This is a genomic window from candidate division TA06 bacterium (assembly GCA_016208585.1).
GTDB lineage: Bacteria > Edwardsbacteria > AC1 > AC1 > EtOH8 > UBA5202.
The window spans coordinates 1-15234 of record JACQXR010000106.1; the positions used below are offsets into that span (position 1 = coordinate 1).

12 protein-coding genes are annotated in these 15234 nt (G+C 53.4%); all 12 read left to right on the forward strand.

Features of this window, described 5'->3' with window-relative positions; genetic code table 11:
• A partial coding sequence (locus tag HY768_08015; GenBank protein MBI4727150.1) for a hypothetical protein occupies positions 1-150 on the forward strand: 150 nt, incomplete at its 5' end.
• A 39-nt stretch (positions 151-189) separates the two neighbouring features.
• Positions 190-1329 carry a glycosyltransferase family 9 protein gene (locus tag HY768_08020; protein MBI4727151.1) on the forward strand — a complete coding sequence of 380 codons (1140 nt, stop codon included), beginning with the start codon at positions 190-192 and terminating at the stop codon, positions 1327-1329.
• Between the two features lie 155 nt (positions 1330-1484).
• Positions 1485-2330, forward strand: a complete 846-nt coding sequence (locus HY768_08025; GenBank protein ID MBI4727152.1) for a glycosyltransferase family 9 protein — start codon at positions 1485-1487, stop codon at positions 2328-2330.
• A gap of 29 nt (positions 2331-2359) precedes the next feature.
• Positions 2360-3181 carry a DUF3108 domain-containing protein gene (locus HY768_08030; GenBank protein MBI4727153.1) on the forward strand — a complete coding sequence of 274 codons (822 nt, stop codon included), beginning with the start codon at positions 2360-2362 and terminating at the stop codon, positions 3179-3181.
• A gap of 15 nt (positions 3182-3196) precedes the next feature.
• Positions 3197-4165: a hypothetical protein gene (locus tag HY768_08035; GenBank protein ID MBI4727154.1), complete on the forward strand. Its 969-nt coding sequence runs from the start codon at positions 3197-3199 to the stop codon at positions 4163-4165.
• Positions 4166-4182: 17 nt separating this feature from the next.
• Positions 4183-5232 carry a WG repeat-containing protein gene (locus tag HY768_08040; GenBank protein ID MBI4727155.1) on the forward strand — a complete coding sequence of 350 codons (1050 nt, stop codon included), beginning with the start codon at positions 4183-4185 and terminating at the stop codon, positions 5230-5232.
• 301 nt (positions 5233-5533) lie between these two features.
• Positions 5534-6025, forward strand: coding sequence for a hypothetical protein (locus HY768_08045; protein MBI4727156.1), 492 nt, complete (start codon positions 5534-5536; stop codon positions 6023-6025).
• A gap of 7 nt (positions 6026-6032) precedes the next feature.
• The gene (locus HY768_08050) at positions 6033-7094 is read left to right on the forward strand and encodes a tetratricopeptide repeat protein (GenBank protein ID MBI4727157.1); all 1062 of its coding nucleotides are present in this window, start codon (positions 6033-6035) and stop codon (positions 7092-7094) included.
• A gap of 388 nt (positions 7095-7482) precedes the next feature.
• The gene (gene mutS, locus HY768_08055) at positions 7483-10071 is read left to right on the forward strand and encodes a DNA mismatch repair protein MutS (GenBank protein ID MBI4727158.1); all 2589 of its coding nucleotides are present in this window, start codon (positions 7483-7485) and stop codon (positions 10069-10071) included.
• Entirely contained in the window at positions 10061-13414 is a 3354-nt protein-coding gene (locus HY768_08060; GenBank protein ID MBI4727159.1) for a hypothetical protein, read from the forward strand. Before mutS ends, HY768_08060 begins: the two co-directional genes overlap by 11 nt.
• Positions 13415-13467: 53 nt before the next feature.
• A complete protein-coding gene (locus HY768_08065; GenBank protein MBI4727160.1) occupies positions 13468-14181 on the forward strand; it encodes a polyprenol monophosphomannose synthase in 714 nt (237 codons plus the stop codon).
• A gap of 82 nt (positions 14182-14263) precedes the next feature.
• The gene (locus HY768_08070) at positions 14264-15121 is read left to right on the forward strand and encodes a glycosyltransferase family 2 protein (protein MBI4727161.1); all 858 of its coding nucleotides are present in this window, start codon (positions 14264-14266) and stop codon (positions 15119-15121) included.
• Positions 15122-15234 lie beyond the last annotated feature (113 nt).

Genomic DNA, 15234 nt, shown 5'->3' on the forward strand with positions numbered 1-15234 from the left:
ACTCTGGACGGCAAGGGCGAAGCCGGCAGGAACACCGTTACCTGGAACGGCCAGGACAACAGCGGCTGCAAGACAGCCAACGGCGTCTACCTGTATAATCTGCAGGCCTTCGGCCACAGCGCCACCAAGAAGTTAGTGGTGGTAAGATAACCATAACATTGCATTAAATAAAAGGACGCATTAGAGAAGTTGCAAAAAACCATCGACTGCAAACATTTCAACGGCTACAAGCCATGCCGGCCGGGCTGGCTGTGCTGGCACTGTAAAAAGCGCGAGCCCTGGGGCACGAAGATACTGATCATCAACTTGGACGCCTTGGGCGCGGTGCTGATGACCACGGCCCTGTTGCCGGCCATCAAGCGCCAGTACCCCAAAAGCGTCATCCACTGGGCGACCCTGCCGGCGGCCGTTCCGCTGCTGCAGAACAATCCGTATATAGACAAAATATGGCCCTATGATTTCGAGACCGCCAGCATCCTTCAGGTCATGAAGTATGACAGGATTTATTCCATTGACAAGGCCCACCGCTCCGATGCCCTGGCCCTGCTGGTCAGATCCAAGGAAAAACTGGGGTTCGCTCTGGATGAAAACGGGGCCATCACATATTTCAATTCCGAAGCTGAATATGCCTACCGCCTGGGCCTTGATGACAAGCTAAAATTCAAAAGGAACAAGGTTACAGGAGTTAGATTTCTGGCCCGGGCCATGAAATTAGACTACCGGAACGAGGATTACGTGCTGCGCCTGACAGACGAAGAGAAGCAGGCGGCCCAAGACTATCGGGTAAAGAACGGGATCGGTAAAACTGATATAGTGATAGGATTCAATACCGGATGTTCCGATCTGTTCCCCAACAAGAAGATGACAGTGGAACAGCATGTCCGCCTGATAAAGCAATTCCACAAAAAATGGCCCCAGGTCAGAATAATGCTGCTGGGAGGAAAGGCCGAAACAGGGCGCAATGCCGGGATCAGGAAAAAGAGCGGGGCCTATGTTCTCAATAGTCCTACCGCTGAGGGCCTCCGCCGGGGCCTGGTCTATCTGGACGCCTGCGACCTGGTCATCACCGGTGACACCTCGGCCCTGCACATGGCCGTGGCCCTTAAAAAGTGGGTGGTGGCCTGGTTCGGGCTGTCCTGCGCCTCGGAAATAGAATTATACGGCCGGGGGGAGAAGATATTGTCCGATCTTGACTGCACCCCCTGCTGGAAGAAGTCCTGCGATACCTTATACTGCATCAAGCGGCTCGACCTAAATGAGATATTGCTGGCGGTAAAGCGCGGGGTGGAAATTTTGTCGAAAAGGCATCTGAACAAAAATACGGCTTAAGGGGTTAGGTGGAACCAAACGGTTATAAAAATATATTGGTAGTTCGTAACGACAGACTGGGAGACCTGGTCCTGGCCCTGCCTGTTGCCGCTGTTCTAAAACGGCATTTCCCGGCGGCTAAAGTAACTTATTTGGTTTCAAAAAATACGGCGCCATTGATCGCATTCTCTCAGGACATTGATGAAGTTGTAACAGATGAGGGAACGAGTGTTTTTAAATTAGCTGGAGTATTACGGGCGAAAAGATTTGATTGTGGGGTGCTGTTGCATCCAACCCTGCACTTGGCAGCGGCTTTATGGTTGGCTAAAATTCCGGTCCGGGCGGGCACGGCCTACCGGGGATACAGTCTGTTCTTCAATCGCCGGGTAAAGCAGCACCGGCGGGATAATGTAAAACACGAGTTAGAGTACAACATAGACTTGATATACGATGGATTGCGGTTAAAAAACGGAGAAGGCCAGCGGTATTTGCCGCCAGTTTTGACGGTTCCGGATCAGTTGAAGGAAAATCTGGCAAAAGAATACGGGCGGGATTTTATTCTGCTCCACCCGGGCAGCAGCAGATCTTCCAAGCCCTGGCCATTGGAAAATTTTGCCAAACTGGCCAATAGAATTCAAGGCTCAAGCAGCAAGGTTGTAATCAGTCTGGGTCCCCAGGAGCTGGGTTATAAAACAAGTTTAAAAAAGCATTTGACGGCTGATATTTGTTGGGCGGAAAATCTTCCGTTAGCCGATCTGGCAGCCTTGATCTCTCTGGCAAAAGCGCTGATCACCAATAACACCGGTCCCTTGCATGTGGCTGTGGCTGCGAACACTATAGTCATAGGCATCTATTGTCCTACTTGCGCGATAAAGCGCTGGGGACCCTATGGACCGGGGCATACGGTCATCAGGCCGCAGGTTGGATTTTGCAAAGAATGTCACGCCGACAAGTGCCGGGAATACGATTGCATGGAGAAGATAACAGCGGAAGATGTCTATAAAAAAGTAAAAGAGTTATAAACATCAAACTTCATTGCGATTATTTTGTCATGAAATTTAACCAAAAGATCATTTGCCTGTTTTGTCTTTTGTTCCTGCCGGCTTTCGGGATGACGAAGGCAGACAATGGGAATGCAGTTGCGGGCGATTCCAGCACGACAAATAGTCCCGGAAAAAAATTCAGCCGGGGCGAGAAGATGACCTATTCCATAGAATACGCTGGGATTACCGCGGGCTATTCATTCCTGCGGGTCGACAGCGAGCTGACCTATGTGGGGGAACGCACCTCTTACCACATCGTCAACGAGACCTGGTCGACGCCGTTCTTCTCAAAATTCTACCCGGTGCACGACAGGTTTGAGGCCTTTACCGACTACGAGCACCTGTACTCCTTGCGTTACCAAAAGAAGCAGCGGGAGGGCGGCTACCGCCACGAAGAATCGCTGACGTTCGACCAGGAGCAGAACAAGGTCACCTACAGCACCGGACAGGTGATAGCCACCACTCCCCAGGCCCGGGATATCCTGACCTCGCTCTATTGGGCCAGGACCTTTTCCTTGGAGTCCGAGAAATCGCTGTATATCGACAACCACACCGACAAGACCAATTATCCGCTGGAGGTCAAGGTCCACCGCAAGGAAACGATCAAAACCATTTTCGGGAAGGTGGAATGCCTGGTGGTGGAGCCGGTGCTGCGCTATCCCGGATTGTTCCAGAACAAGGGAAGGCTGTGGGTCTGGCTGACCAACGACAACCGGCGGATTCCGGTCCTTATGAAAAGCAAGATCCTGGTTGGCTCCATCAATGCGGTGCTCAAGGAATACACTCCGGGAATAGACGGTCCGAATTATCTGGTCACCGAAAAGAAATAAGGGGCGGTAAATTCTATGAACAGTTTCAAGGAAATTGATCTCTCAAAAGTCAAACGCTATTCCATCGAAAACCGGAAAAGCAAAGTTGACCTGATCCAACAGGCCAAAGTGGTAAACCAAAATTCTTCGTTAGCGCTGTTCTTTGACTCCCTGCCCCGGACGTTAAAGGTCAGGGAACTGTTTCTTTTGTCCCAGGCGGTGCGGAAAGCCCGGAGCCGGGGGAGGCCGGTGATAGTGATGATGGGCGCCCATCCCATAAAATGCGGGCTTTCCCCGGTGCTGATCGATCTTATTGCGCAGGGGTATATCAGCCACCTGGCCACCAACGGGGCCGGGGCCATCCATGATTACGAAATGGCCTTTTGGGGGCAGACCTCCGAAGACGTGGCTGCGGGGCTGGAAGACGGGAGTTTCGGCATGGCCAAGGAAACCGCCGACGGCATCAACGGCATCATCAAGGCCGCCAGCCTCTGTCAAATGGGATACGGACAGGCCCTGGGGCAGTATATAATTGGGGATAAGGCCAAATACCAAAAGTTCAGCCTGTTGGCGGCCTGCAGCCGGAATAAGGTGCCGTTCACTGTCCACGTTGCGGTGGGCACCGACATCATCAACCAGCATTTCAGTTATGACGGGGCCGCCGTCGGCGACTGCAGCCATCGGGATTTCAAGATTCTGGCCCAAGCCGTAACAAAACTGCCGGGCGGGGTGGTGATCAACATCGGGTCCGCTGTGGTCCTGCCGGAAGTTTTTTTAAAGGCCCTGACCGTGGCCCGCAACCTGGGGCATCAGGTCAGAAATTTCACCACCGCCAATTTTGACATGATCCAGCATTACCGGCCCAATGTCAATGTGGTCAGCCGTCCGGTACTGTTCGGAGGCCAGGGTTACAGTTTTACCGGGCATCACGAAATAATGCTGCCTTTGCTGGCGGCCCTGATCAAATTGCAGGATAAAAAAACAAAAACGAAAATAAACATATGATCCCAAGGAGGCTTAAAATGCTGAGGCATTTGATCTTGATCGTTTTGCTGGCCCTGGCTCCGGGCTGGGCCCATTCCCAAAAACTGAAAACCGCTACCTCTGAAAAACCGGTGCTGCTGTTCCCGGTAAAGCAGGCCGGCAAGTGGGGGTACATAGACAAGGCCGGGAAATTAGCCGTGGCTCTGCAGTTTGATTCGGCCGGGGCTTTCAGCGAAGGGCTGGCGGCGGTGCGGCTGGGCGATAAGTATGGGTTCATTGATCCCGCCGGCAAGTACGTCATTGATCCCCTGCTTTTATACGCCGACGTCTTCAGCGAGGGGTTGGCTGCAGTGGGCGTGACGGGCAAGGACGGCTCCGGAAACTATTGCTACATCAACCAGGCGGGGAAGATAGTGGTAAGTTTCAAAAAGGTGAAGCCAGAAGACATTGGCGGAGCCTATCGTTTCAACCAGGGCCTGGCCCGGGTGAACATCCAGAACAAATACCGCTTCATTGACAAAACCGGCAAGTTCATTGGAACCCAGAAATACGACTGGGCCGGGGATTTTTCGGACGGACTGGCCCCGGTGAAGATCAAGCAGGCGGGCTATGTGGTGGAGAAGCTTTCCTGCGGCTATATCAACAAGGCCGGCAAGATGGTGATCAAACCGCAGTTTGACGATGGCGGTCCATTCGTAGACGGCCTGGCCCGGGTGAAGACCGGGGGCAAATACGGCTATATAAACAAAATAGGGAAAATGGCGATCAATCCGGCCTTCGATGATGCCCAGGACTTCAGCCAGGAGATGGCCGGAGTGAAAGTAGAGGACAAATGGGGATTCATCAGCAAGGGCGGACAGCAGGTGATAGAGCCACAGTTCATTGAGGTCCGGCCGTTTTCCGAAGACCTGGCCGGCATCAAGGCCGGCGAAGTATGGGGTTATGCCGATAAGACCGGAAAGATCGCGGTGGACACCCAGTTTGATGAGGTTTTTAAGTTCAATAACGGTCTGGGGATGATCAAGAACGACGGGGATTACGGGTATATCAATAAAAATGGAGAATCGGTCTGGGAGGCTACGGAATAGCTCATCTTAAAGGATTTGGAAAATTCCCCCAACACGGGGTGAGGCGCAACGAGCGCTCGTTAAACAGAAAAAGAAATAAACTTCCGCTGAAAGGGTTGTCCAGGAAACAGGCCCTTATTTTATACCGTGCCTTTTTCTTGGTTTTATGAGAAGTTCTTTTCGGGTTGTTACGTGATGTTTTCACCTTCTGGCCCCTTTCAGTTCGTTAATCATGGCCAGATTATACCAAATTACCCCTTATTCACGCAACAAAGCCGTTTTCTATTGAAAATGATGGACTTATCGGCTAAAATATAAGATTATGGTAAAAAGAAAAAATAAAACCTTTTGGCCGGCAATCAGTCTTGGCCTGTTGGTCTTTTTGGCATTGGCGGCCGGATGCAGCAAGTCGCCCACCGAGGCCCCTACCAGCACGGTTATTTCCGGCTATGACTCTCTGGGCGTGGCCCAAGGCGATTCTCCTGACACCTATTACTTCAAAAGCGGAACGGCCAGCTACGGCAGCATCCAGTTATGGTGGTTCTTAGCCACTACTCCGTCCACTATCCAACTGCGATCTAATTACGGAATAAAGATGGGGACCGGCAATGTGGCCCCGGATTCAGGTTATGTCCACGAGCTGACTTTGGATAACTCTCCGGCCGGGCAGTCGTTTTTCATCATCACCGACAACATTCCCCATTACGGGAAGATTACCATTACCTCACGTCGCGACGATGCCGCCAGCGGTTATACCTTCATCGGCTTTCAGTGGATTGTGCAGACCGTGGCCGGTAAGAGGGAGCTCTACTGATTTAAAAATGCAAAATACAAAATACAAAATTAAAAATCATTATAGACCGCATTTCCATTTAAAATCGGTCAAAGGTTTTCTATTCGCCCTGCTGTTGCTATTGTTTGGCACATCTTCTCTTTGGGCCATAACCGAAGAGGAAGAATATAATATTGCCTGGCAATACTGCCAGTCCGGGAAATATCCCCAGGCGGTGGAGGCCTACCAAAAATTCCTCAAGCATCATCCCCGGGGAAAGCTTTTGGCCGAGGCCCATTTTACCCTGGCCCGGATAGAGAACAGCGGGACCAATGCCTTTGCCCACTACCAGTTCATCATAGACAATTACCCCGCCCATGCCCTAGCCCCCCAGGCGGCCTTTGCCACGGCCCAGTATTGCCAGAATGCCGGAGCCTACCCTGAGGCCAAGGTCCGGTACCTTTTCACTTATTCCCGCTACGCCCAAACCCCGCCCGGCAGCGAAAGCCTGTACCGGCTGTCCCTGATGGCGCTGGCCGGGGACAGCCTGACCCAGGCCGCGTCCTATGCCCAGGCCTTCGTCCAGCAATATCCCCAGAATTTCCGGGGGGCCGCCATATCCCGCTCTTTAGCCGATTGCTGGAGGCTTAAAGCAGATTCGGCCCAGGCCAATTTTTACTGGAGGCAAATCATGGAGCTTTATCCCGAAAGCTACGAGGCCGGGGAGGCCCGGGAACAGCTTTTGGCCGATATCGAGGGCAGTCCCGAAGCTTTGGATGACAGCCTTTCTCGGATATTACCAGCGCCAAAGACCGTAACCCCGGTCATCAAATCTCCGCCGGTCAAAATGACCCAGCTCAATCCCAAACCGGCAGCGGGCAAGAAATATTATCTGCAGATAGGGGTTTACCGCGAAAAATCCGTGATGACCGATTGGAAAAAGAGGCTGGAGAAGCAGGACCATCAGTGCCGGGTGGACAGCAGTGGCTCCAAAAATAACTGCAGTTACCGGCTGTATGCCGGTCCCTATGACGGAAAAGAGGAGGCCCTGAAGATCTCCCAAAAGCTGCTGATTTCAAACCGGCTTAAAACCATGTTAGTGCAAAAATGAGTAACCATTCAGCCACCCTTCTATACATCAGGGTAAACTCCGCCACAAAGACACTCCCATTAAAAGACACCAAGACTTCGGCGTGAGGGCTTCGACCGAGCTCAGCCGAGGGCCTCAGTCGAACGCTCATAAAATAATTCTGAATCCACTATAAAATTGTCATTTTAGGAATAACCACTTTTGATAAAAGATTTACGAAAGCGAAATATGCGAAATAACCTTTTAAAATTGAACCCATGGTTAAACCCCCCTTTTGCCTTGGTGTCCCTTCGACAGAGTTTACCCTGAGTGAACCGAAGGGCTCAGGACATGCTTAGTGGCTCTGAACAGTTGCAAAAATGAAACATTCCCTGGTTATATTATTCCCGGCCACCTGCCGGAATCGCTGATGGAAAAGATCACCCCCATGATCGCCCAGTATCGCCAGATCAAGCAGGAGCATCCGGATGCCGTGCTGCTTTTTAGGGTGGGCGATTTTTACGAGACTTTTTTTGATGATGCGGCGCTGATCTCCAAAGTTCTGGGGATCGTGCTAACCGCCCGCAATCACGGCAAAGGCAATAACGTTCCCCTGGCCGGGATACCCCATCACGCCCTGGAGCGCTATGTGACCAGGCTGATCAAGGCCGGGCACAAGGTGGCCATCTGCGACCAGGTGGAGGACCCCAAGCTGGCCAAGGGAATTGTAAAAAGGGCGGTGACCGAGGTCATCACCCCCGGAACGGTAATGCGGCCGTCGTTGCTGGAAGAGCGGCGGGAGAATCTGCTGGCGGCGGTCAAGGTCCAGGGTACGCTTTGCGGCCTGGCCTTGTGCGATCTCTCGGCCGGCAATTTCCGGTTGACCGAGTTGCCGCTGGCCGACCTGGCCGATGAGTTGGGGCGCAACCAGCCATCGGAGATTCTGGTTCCCAAGGGCCAGGCCGTTGCGCTGAAGCCTTTGGTATCCGGTTTTTCCCTGACATTGCAGGACGATTATCATTTTGACGGGGAATCATCCCGACGCAGATTACTAGAGCATTTTAAGACCGCTTCCCTAGCCGGGTTCGGCTGCCAGGACCTGGAGCTGGCCACGGCCGCAGCCGGGGCCGCCCTGCGCTATCTGGAGGACAACCAAAAGACGTCCGTCGGGCACATCGCTAAACTTACGCCCTACAGCCTTTCCGCCCAGATGCTGCTGGATAGCGCCACCATCCGCAATCTGGCCCTGCTGCCGGAAAGTTCGCCCGGGCAAGCCAGCCTGCTGGAAGCGATAGACAAAACCCTGACCCCGATGGGAGCCCGTCTGCTGCGGCGCTTTCTGGCGGCTCCGCTTTTGTCGCTGCCCCGGATCAAGGTGCGCCAGGACGCGGTGGAATCGCTTTACAACTCACGCCAACATAGGGAGGGCCTGGCGTCTCAGCTGAAGAAGGTGCAGGACCTGGAGCGGCTGCTGGGGCGGATAACCTGCCACCGGGCCGGGCCCCGGGACCTGCTGGGGCTGGCCCAATCATTGGAAGCCGCCCGGCAGATAAGACCATTGCTGCCCGCAGGGGAATACTGGGATGATCAAAGCGGCCGGATGTATGATCTGGAAGACCTTTGCCTGCTGATCAGGAAGGCCATAGTACCCGAGCCGCCGCTCAACTTTATGCAGGGAGGATTCATCAGCCCGGGGTACAGCCCGGAACTGGATCAGCTTAACGCCCTGGCCTCCGGCGATAAATCCTGGATCGCCGGACTGCAGAAAACCGAGCGGGAACGCACCGGGATAAATTCCCTGAAGGTCGGCTTCAACAGCGTCTTCGGATATTACATCGAGGTCAGCAAACCCAACGCCAGCCTGGTTTCCCCAAACTATATCCGCAAACAGACCCTGGCCAACGCCGAGCGCTACATCACCGAAGAACTCAAGGCCTACGAGGATAAAGTGCTGGGGGCCGAGGAAAAGATCCGGCAGCTGGAACTGGAATTGTTCAACGGATTGAAGGAACAGGTCTGCCTCCGCAGCGCCCGGATCAAGGATACCGCCGAGGCGGTGGCCGCCATTGATGCCGTCTTTTCGCTGGCCCTGGCCGCGGTGGAGAACGGTTACCGCCGGCCGCTGGTGGACGAAGAAACAAGGCTGTTCATACAGGGGGGGCGGCACCCGGTGGTGGAGAAGAACTTCAGGCTGGGCCAGTTCGTGGCCAACGACGCCCTGCTGGACGGGGACCAAAACCGGCTGATAATCTTGACCGGGCCCAACATGGCGGGGAAATCAACCTACTTAAGACAGATAGCGCTGATCGTGATCCTGGCCCAGATCGGCTCCTTCGTTCCGGCCCAACAGGCCCAAATCGGAGTGATCGACCGGGTCTTTACCCGGATCGGAGCCTCGGACGACCTGGCCAAGGGGGTCAGCACTTTTCTGGCCGAGATGAACGAAACCGCCAACATCCTGAATAATGCCGGCGGCAAAAGCCTGGTGTTATTGGATGAAATTGGCCGGGGCACCAGCACCTTCGACGGGCTGGCCATAGCCTGGGCGGTCAGCGAACACCTGCACGACCGGACCCGCTGCAAAACGCTTTTTGCCACCCATTATCACGAGCTGACCGAATTGTCATCCTGGCTGCCGGGGATCAAAAATTATTCCATGTCGGTCAAACAATGGGGGGACGAGATAATATTTTTGCGCCAGGTGGCGGCCGGCCCGGCCGGACAAAGCTATGGAGTCCAGGTGGCAAAATTGGCAGGCCTGCCCAAGACGGTGATAGAACGGGCCCGGGAGATCCTGTTCAACCTGGAATCCGACGCTATGTCCGGCGACCGGACCCCGCGGCTGGCCCGGCACCAGATAGCACAGAATGAAACAGCGGAAACGATATTCAACCGGCAGGAGCAGGCGGTCCTAAAGGAGATCAGATCGGTAGATCCCGAAGCGCTGACCCCCCTAGAGGCGTTAAACAAACTGGCCAGGCTGAAAGACATGACCAAAGAGGATAGCAATGATAGATGAAGAAAGACTGGAAACCGAAGAGCCGAACCGGGAGCAGATGGAAGCCGGCTTTCCTTCCTTGCCGGATGAAGATCCGCCATCGGCGGAAGCCCCGGCCCGGCCCAAGAGACCGGGGTTGATCGCCAGGCTTAAGGATCTTTTTAAGACCGGGACTGCCAGCCAGCCCGGGGACGGCCTATTGCCCACGGAGGCCGATGCCGGGTCCGGGGGATCAGAGGCCGGGGATCAAAACCTCCAGCCCCTCAATCAGGAACCGGCTGCTGCCGCTGATTTTTCAGACTCCAATGACGGGATGAGTGAAAACCGGGGGGAGAAAATATCCCTGGTATCCCAGATAAAAAAAGATATCAAAGAATTTGCCGAAAGATTTTTATCCCGGCGTCAAATTCAGAAAGCCGGTCAGATTTCGCCGTCAAATGAAGCCGGGGCTGAGAGCATTCCCGGCCAAGCATTGGCGGAAGAGTCCGGGCCGCCGGAAGCAGCTTACCCCGAAAAACCTTCGTCATTAGAGCAGGAAAACCAGCCTCTGCACCTAACCGGGGAACAGCCGGAAAATGTTGCTGGCCATGCGGAAACGGCTGCTTTGGCTCCGGAACCGGAATATAGCGACGGTGAAAATGTTTCCCCGGAAGCGAAGGAGTCAATAATCAATCGATTTTCTGAAGGCGTTTCTGCTGTCGGCGCGGTTGCAGCCGGGTGGGTAAAAAGATCATTCCACCAAGAACCGGAATTGCCGATAGACGAAGCCCTGGCCCTGAAGCTGTCCCAGAAAAAGGCTTTGGATGATGAGATAAAATCAAGGCGCAAGGAAACCGCCCACACCCTCAAAAAACTGAACCGTTCCAAAAGGGAGCGGAAGGAACTTTTAAAATACCAGACCAAGATCAAGGGGGAGCTGGCCCAGATCCTGGCCACCATGAAGGACAGGATCCGGGACGTAAGCGGGCTGGAAAAGCAAAGCCTGGCCCTGCAGCGGGAGATCGAAGAATCATCGGGCCGCCACGGCCAGCTGCTGAATCAGATCCAGTCGGCCAAATCCCACTTGGAATCGGTGATCTCGGTGATCGGCCAGCATAAAGCCCAATCGGAAATAGTTGACGGGGAACTGGCTGCCAAGCAAAACTCCCTTTCGGTCCTGATCGCCCAGCTGGAGCAGACCAAGGTAGAACGCGATCAAGCCAGGGCTGAAACCTTGTCTTTGCGCCGGGAAAAAGATGCTGCCGAGCAGTCCCTAAATAATTATAAGGGCCAAATAGCCCGGCTGGAACTTGAACGAACGGGAAAAACCCGGCAGCTGGAAAGCCTGCTGCAGCAACTGGAGCGGAAACAAAAAGAAACCGACGAGAAACTCCATCAGTCAATGGTGCTGGAGGGAGTGCTGGAGGGTTTGCGCCAGGATCTGCGCGCCAGCCAGGAGTCCCTGCAGTCGGATAAAGATCAGGCATTGAGTTTGGAGGCCAGCCTTAAAGAGGGCCAGAGTCAGCAGGAAAACTTAAGCAGTCAATTGGAACAATTGCAAAATCAGGTCTCCCAGCAGCAACAGGTGCTGCATCTTTTAAAGAACGAGAGGGAGAATCTTTCCAAGACCAGGGCCGAGATTGAGGAACACCTCCGGCGGAAACAGGAGGAGCTGACCGGAGCCGAAAGTCTTTTGGTGGAACGCAACCGGCAGGTGGCCAGCCTGGAAGAGGGAATCAAAGAGCTGCAGCAGAGTACCGCCAGCCGCCAGAACATGCAGCAGCTTTTGCAGCAGAAGATAGATGGGTTGAAATTCGACGGAATGGCGGTGGCCAAAAAAATTGATGAAATGTCTAGGCAGAAACAGTCAACGGAAGCAGGGCTGGAGCAGGCCTGGAAAAAACTCTCGGAAACCGAAGCCAAGATCAGCCAGAGGGAGAATTTCCGGCTGGAGGCCGAGGGCAAACTGCAAAAACTGCAAGCCGACACCAAATCGGCCTTGGCCCAGATCGAGGTCTTGAAGCAGGAAAAACTTCAGTTGGAGAGCTCCCGTGACATCTCCGCCCGGCAGCTGGAGGAGATAAGCCGGTCCTTGGCTGAGGTTCAGCAAAGCCAGCAGAAAGCCGCCGGGGAGCTGGAACGGGTTAGGGAATCACTGATCCGTTCCCAGGAGGAATACGACAAGCTGGGCGAAGAAAGATCGGCCCTTCAAAATGAGATCAATCAAAAGAAGACCGATTACGCAGCCCTGGAGGCCAGATACCAGGAACTGCAGTCAAGTGTCAAATCGGCTTCGGCCAGGCTGGAGCAAACCGAAGGGGAACAGCAAAGGTTTAAGAACCAGGTCACCACCCTGGAAAGCGAGCGCCAGAGGCTGAAGGATGAGATCAAACTGCTCAATCAAAGCGGACAGGAACTGAACCAGTCCCGGAAAATGCTCCAGAAACAAAAACAGGAAGTGGAGCAGTGGATCAAGGAGGCGGTGCCTTTCCAGAAACAACAGCAGTCCCAGATAGAACAGCAGGTGGCCAGCCTCAAAGAACTGCAGCAGGAAGCCACCGAGGTAAAAAGGCAGATAGAAGAAGGCCGTCGAGAACTGGAGGAGATCAACCAGCAGAACCAGGATCTGATGCAGGAACGGGCCAAGAGCGCCATGACTGCGGAATCTGAGCTGGCCGGACTGCACCGGCAGTTAGAGGAAAAGAACGGGGAACTGAATGGCCTGGCCGAAAAAATAACGTCCAGCCAGTCTCAAAGCCGGCAGATGGAAGAGGAGAAAGGCAGAATCCAGACAGAACTGGAGGTCTGGAAAAATAATCGCGATCAAGCCCAGGCCGACCTGCAAGAGGTGCAGAAATCTTTGGAACAGGCCCGGCAGGAAATGGATCAAAGGCTGAAAAACCAGAGCGATGAACTTTTGCAAATGGCCCAGGAAACCGAGACCGCCAAAAATCAGGTCAAACAGCAATTGACCGCTGTCCAAAGCCAATTGGACGACAAATACCGCCAGATGGACGATGCCAACGAGATGGCGCGGCAGACCGAAGACGAGCTTTCGGCCAAGCAGCGGCAGCGGGATGAATTGGATCAGCAGTTGGCCAGTCTGAAAAACGAGCAGAAGGGAATCCTTTCTTTCAAAGAGGATTGGGATAAAAAGATGACCGGCCTTAAACAGGAGCTGGAGGAAAAGCAGAAGTCAGTCATTCGGAAATCCGAGGAGGAATCGGTGATCTTAAAACGCCTGAAGATGCTGTCGGCCGAGGCGGCCGAATATCAAGCCCGCAGTAAGGAGATGAACGAACTTAGCAGAAAGATTGAGGATCAAAAGAGGGTGCTGGAGGATCTGGAGTTGCAGGCCGAGAAAAAGTCGGGTCTATTCACCTAAAAATACTTTGGCAGGCATCTCAACTTTTAAACTATAACCCTAGGAGTCATTCCATGAAGGCGCTGGTGATAATCCCCACCTACAATGAAAAAGGCAACATAGCCGAGATCATATCCCAGATCCAGTCGGTAGACCCGGTGTTCGAGGTGCTGGTGATAGACGACAATTCCCCGGACGGCACCGGAAAGTTTTTGGATGAACTGTTCCAGAAGGGCCAGAAGGTCCAGGTCATCCACCGGCCGGGAAAGATGGGGCTGGGCACTGCCTATGTCACCGGCTTCAAATGGGCGCTTTCCAAAGACTACGATCTGATTTGCGAAATGGACGCCGACTTCTCGCATCCTCCCAAAACGCTGGCGGTATTCCTGGAGAAAATCAAGGATTACGACCTGGTGATAGGCTCGCGCTACCTGGACGGGGTCAATGTAGTCAACTGGCCTTTGAAGAGGCTGCTACTGTCATATTTTGCCAACATCTACGCCCGGGTGGTGACCGGGGTGCCGGTGCGGGACCTGACCAGCGGCTTTAAGTGCTACCGGCGGAAAGTGCTGGAGGCCATCAACCTGGACCGGATCAAATCCAACGGCTACGCCTTTCAGATAGAAATGCATTTCAACGCCTATTACCGGGGCTTTAAGGTGACCGAGGTCCCCATCATTTTTGAAGAACGCAAGGTGGGGCAGTCCAAGATGTCAAAAAAGATCGTCTACGAGGCGGTCTGGATGGTCTGGCGCCTGCAATGGCTGAGGCTGACCGGACAGTTATAAAGAAGAAATCGTCTGTAAAACTTAAACAGAGACGAAAAAACTTCGCCTCTGTTTTTTAAACGTATAAGATGAAAAATCGTTGATGAACAATAAAACCGACATCAGCCTGATCATAGTCAACCGCAACGTGGGGGTACTCCTGTCCCGATGCATAGACTCCATCAAAGCGGCCGGGGATATTAGCTATGAGGTGATCGTGGTTGACAATGCCTCATCCGACGGAAGCCAGGCCAGGCTGGCCCAAAAATATCCCGAAGTGAAACTGATCGTCAATTCCCAAAACCTGGGATTTGCCGCCGCCTGCAATATCGGGATCAAAGCGGCAACCGGGAAGTATCCGGTCCTGCTTAATCCCGACACCCTGGTGGAACCGGGCTGCCTTAAAAAACTGTTTGACTTTATGGAGGCTAATCCAAAAGCCGGCATCGCCGGGCCCAAGGCGCTTAATTCCGATGGCAGTCTCCAGCCCACCTGCCGGGCCATTCCTGGTTATCTCAACATCATCTTTTCCCGCAAATCGCCCATCACTGCCATTTGGCCCGGCAATCCCGGAGCGTCAAGGTATATGCTCCAGGGGCTGCCGGAGGACAAGCCTTCCCAGGTTCCCGCCCTGGCCGGAGTCTGCCTTATTCTGCGGCGGGAGATGCTGGAACAAACTGGATTTTTGGACGAGCGATATTTCATGTATCTGGAGGATATAGATATTTGTCTAACAGCTTCACAAAAAGGCTGGTCTGTCTTTTATATACCTCAGGCCAGGATCATTCACCATTGGGGAAAGAGCTCGGAGCAGGAGAAAACCATGATGGACGAAGAACACCGGAAATCGATGTACTTGTTTTTTGAAAAACATCATAGGCCGAATTTCTTACAAAAGATATATTTGAAAATTGCCTTGTCAGTTCATAAAGTTTGGCTCTTCTCCCTAAGGAGTGGGTAAAATCAAGCTTGGTGGCGAGCTGAAGTAGTTGGCAGTAAACGAGTTCTTTGATAGCAACCCCGGTAAAAATATGGTAAACTTCCGGTATGAATAAGATCAAACGATTGGAAGAC

Bases quoted from the DNA above. Each gene is read 5' to 3' on its own strand.
- HY768_08030 (MBI4727153.1), top strand. From the start codon at position 2,360: ATGAAATTTAACCAAAAGATCATTTGCCTGTTTTGTCTTTTGTTCCTG.
- HY768_08035 (MBI4727154.1), top strand. From the start codon at position 3,197: ATGAACAGTTTCAAGGAAATTGATCTCTCAAAAGTCAAACGCTATTCC.
- HY768_08040 (MBI4727155.1), top strand. From the start codon at position 4,183: ATGCTGAGGCATTTGATCTTGATCGTTTTGCTGGCCCTGGCTCCGGGC.
- HY768_08045 (MBI4727156.1), top strand. From the start codon at position 5,534: ATGGTAAAAAGAAAAAATAAAACCTTTTGGCCGGCAATCAGTCTTGGC.
- HY768_08050 (MBI4727157.1), top strand. From the start codon at position 6,033: ATGCAAAATACAAAATACAAAATTAAAAATCATTATAGACCGCATTTC.
- mutS (MBI4727158.1), top strand. From the start codon at position 7,483: ATGGAAAAGATCACCCCCATGATCGCCCAGTATCGCCAGATCAAGCAG.
- HY768_08060 (MBI4727159.1), top strand. From the start codon at position 10,061: ATGATAGATGAAGAAAGACTGGAAACCGAAGAGCCGAACCGGGAGCAG.
- HY768_08065 (MBI4727160.1), top strand. From the start codon at position 13,468: ATGAAGGCGCTGGTGATAATCCCCACCTACAATGAAAAAGGCAACATA.
- HY768_08070 (MBI4727161.1), top strand. From the start codon at position 14,264: ATGAACAATAAAACCGACATCAGCCTGATCATAGTCAACCGCAACGTG.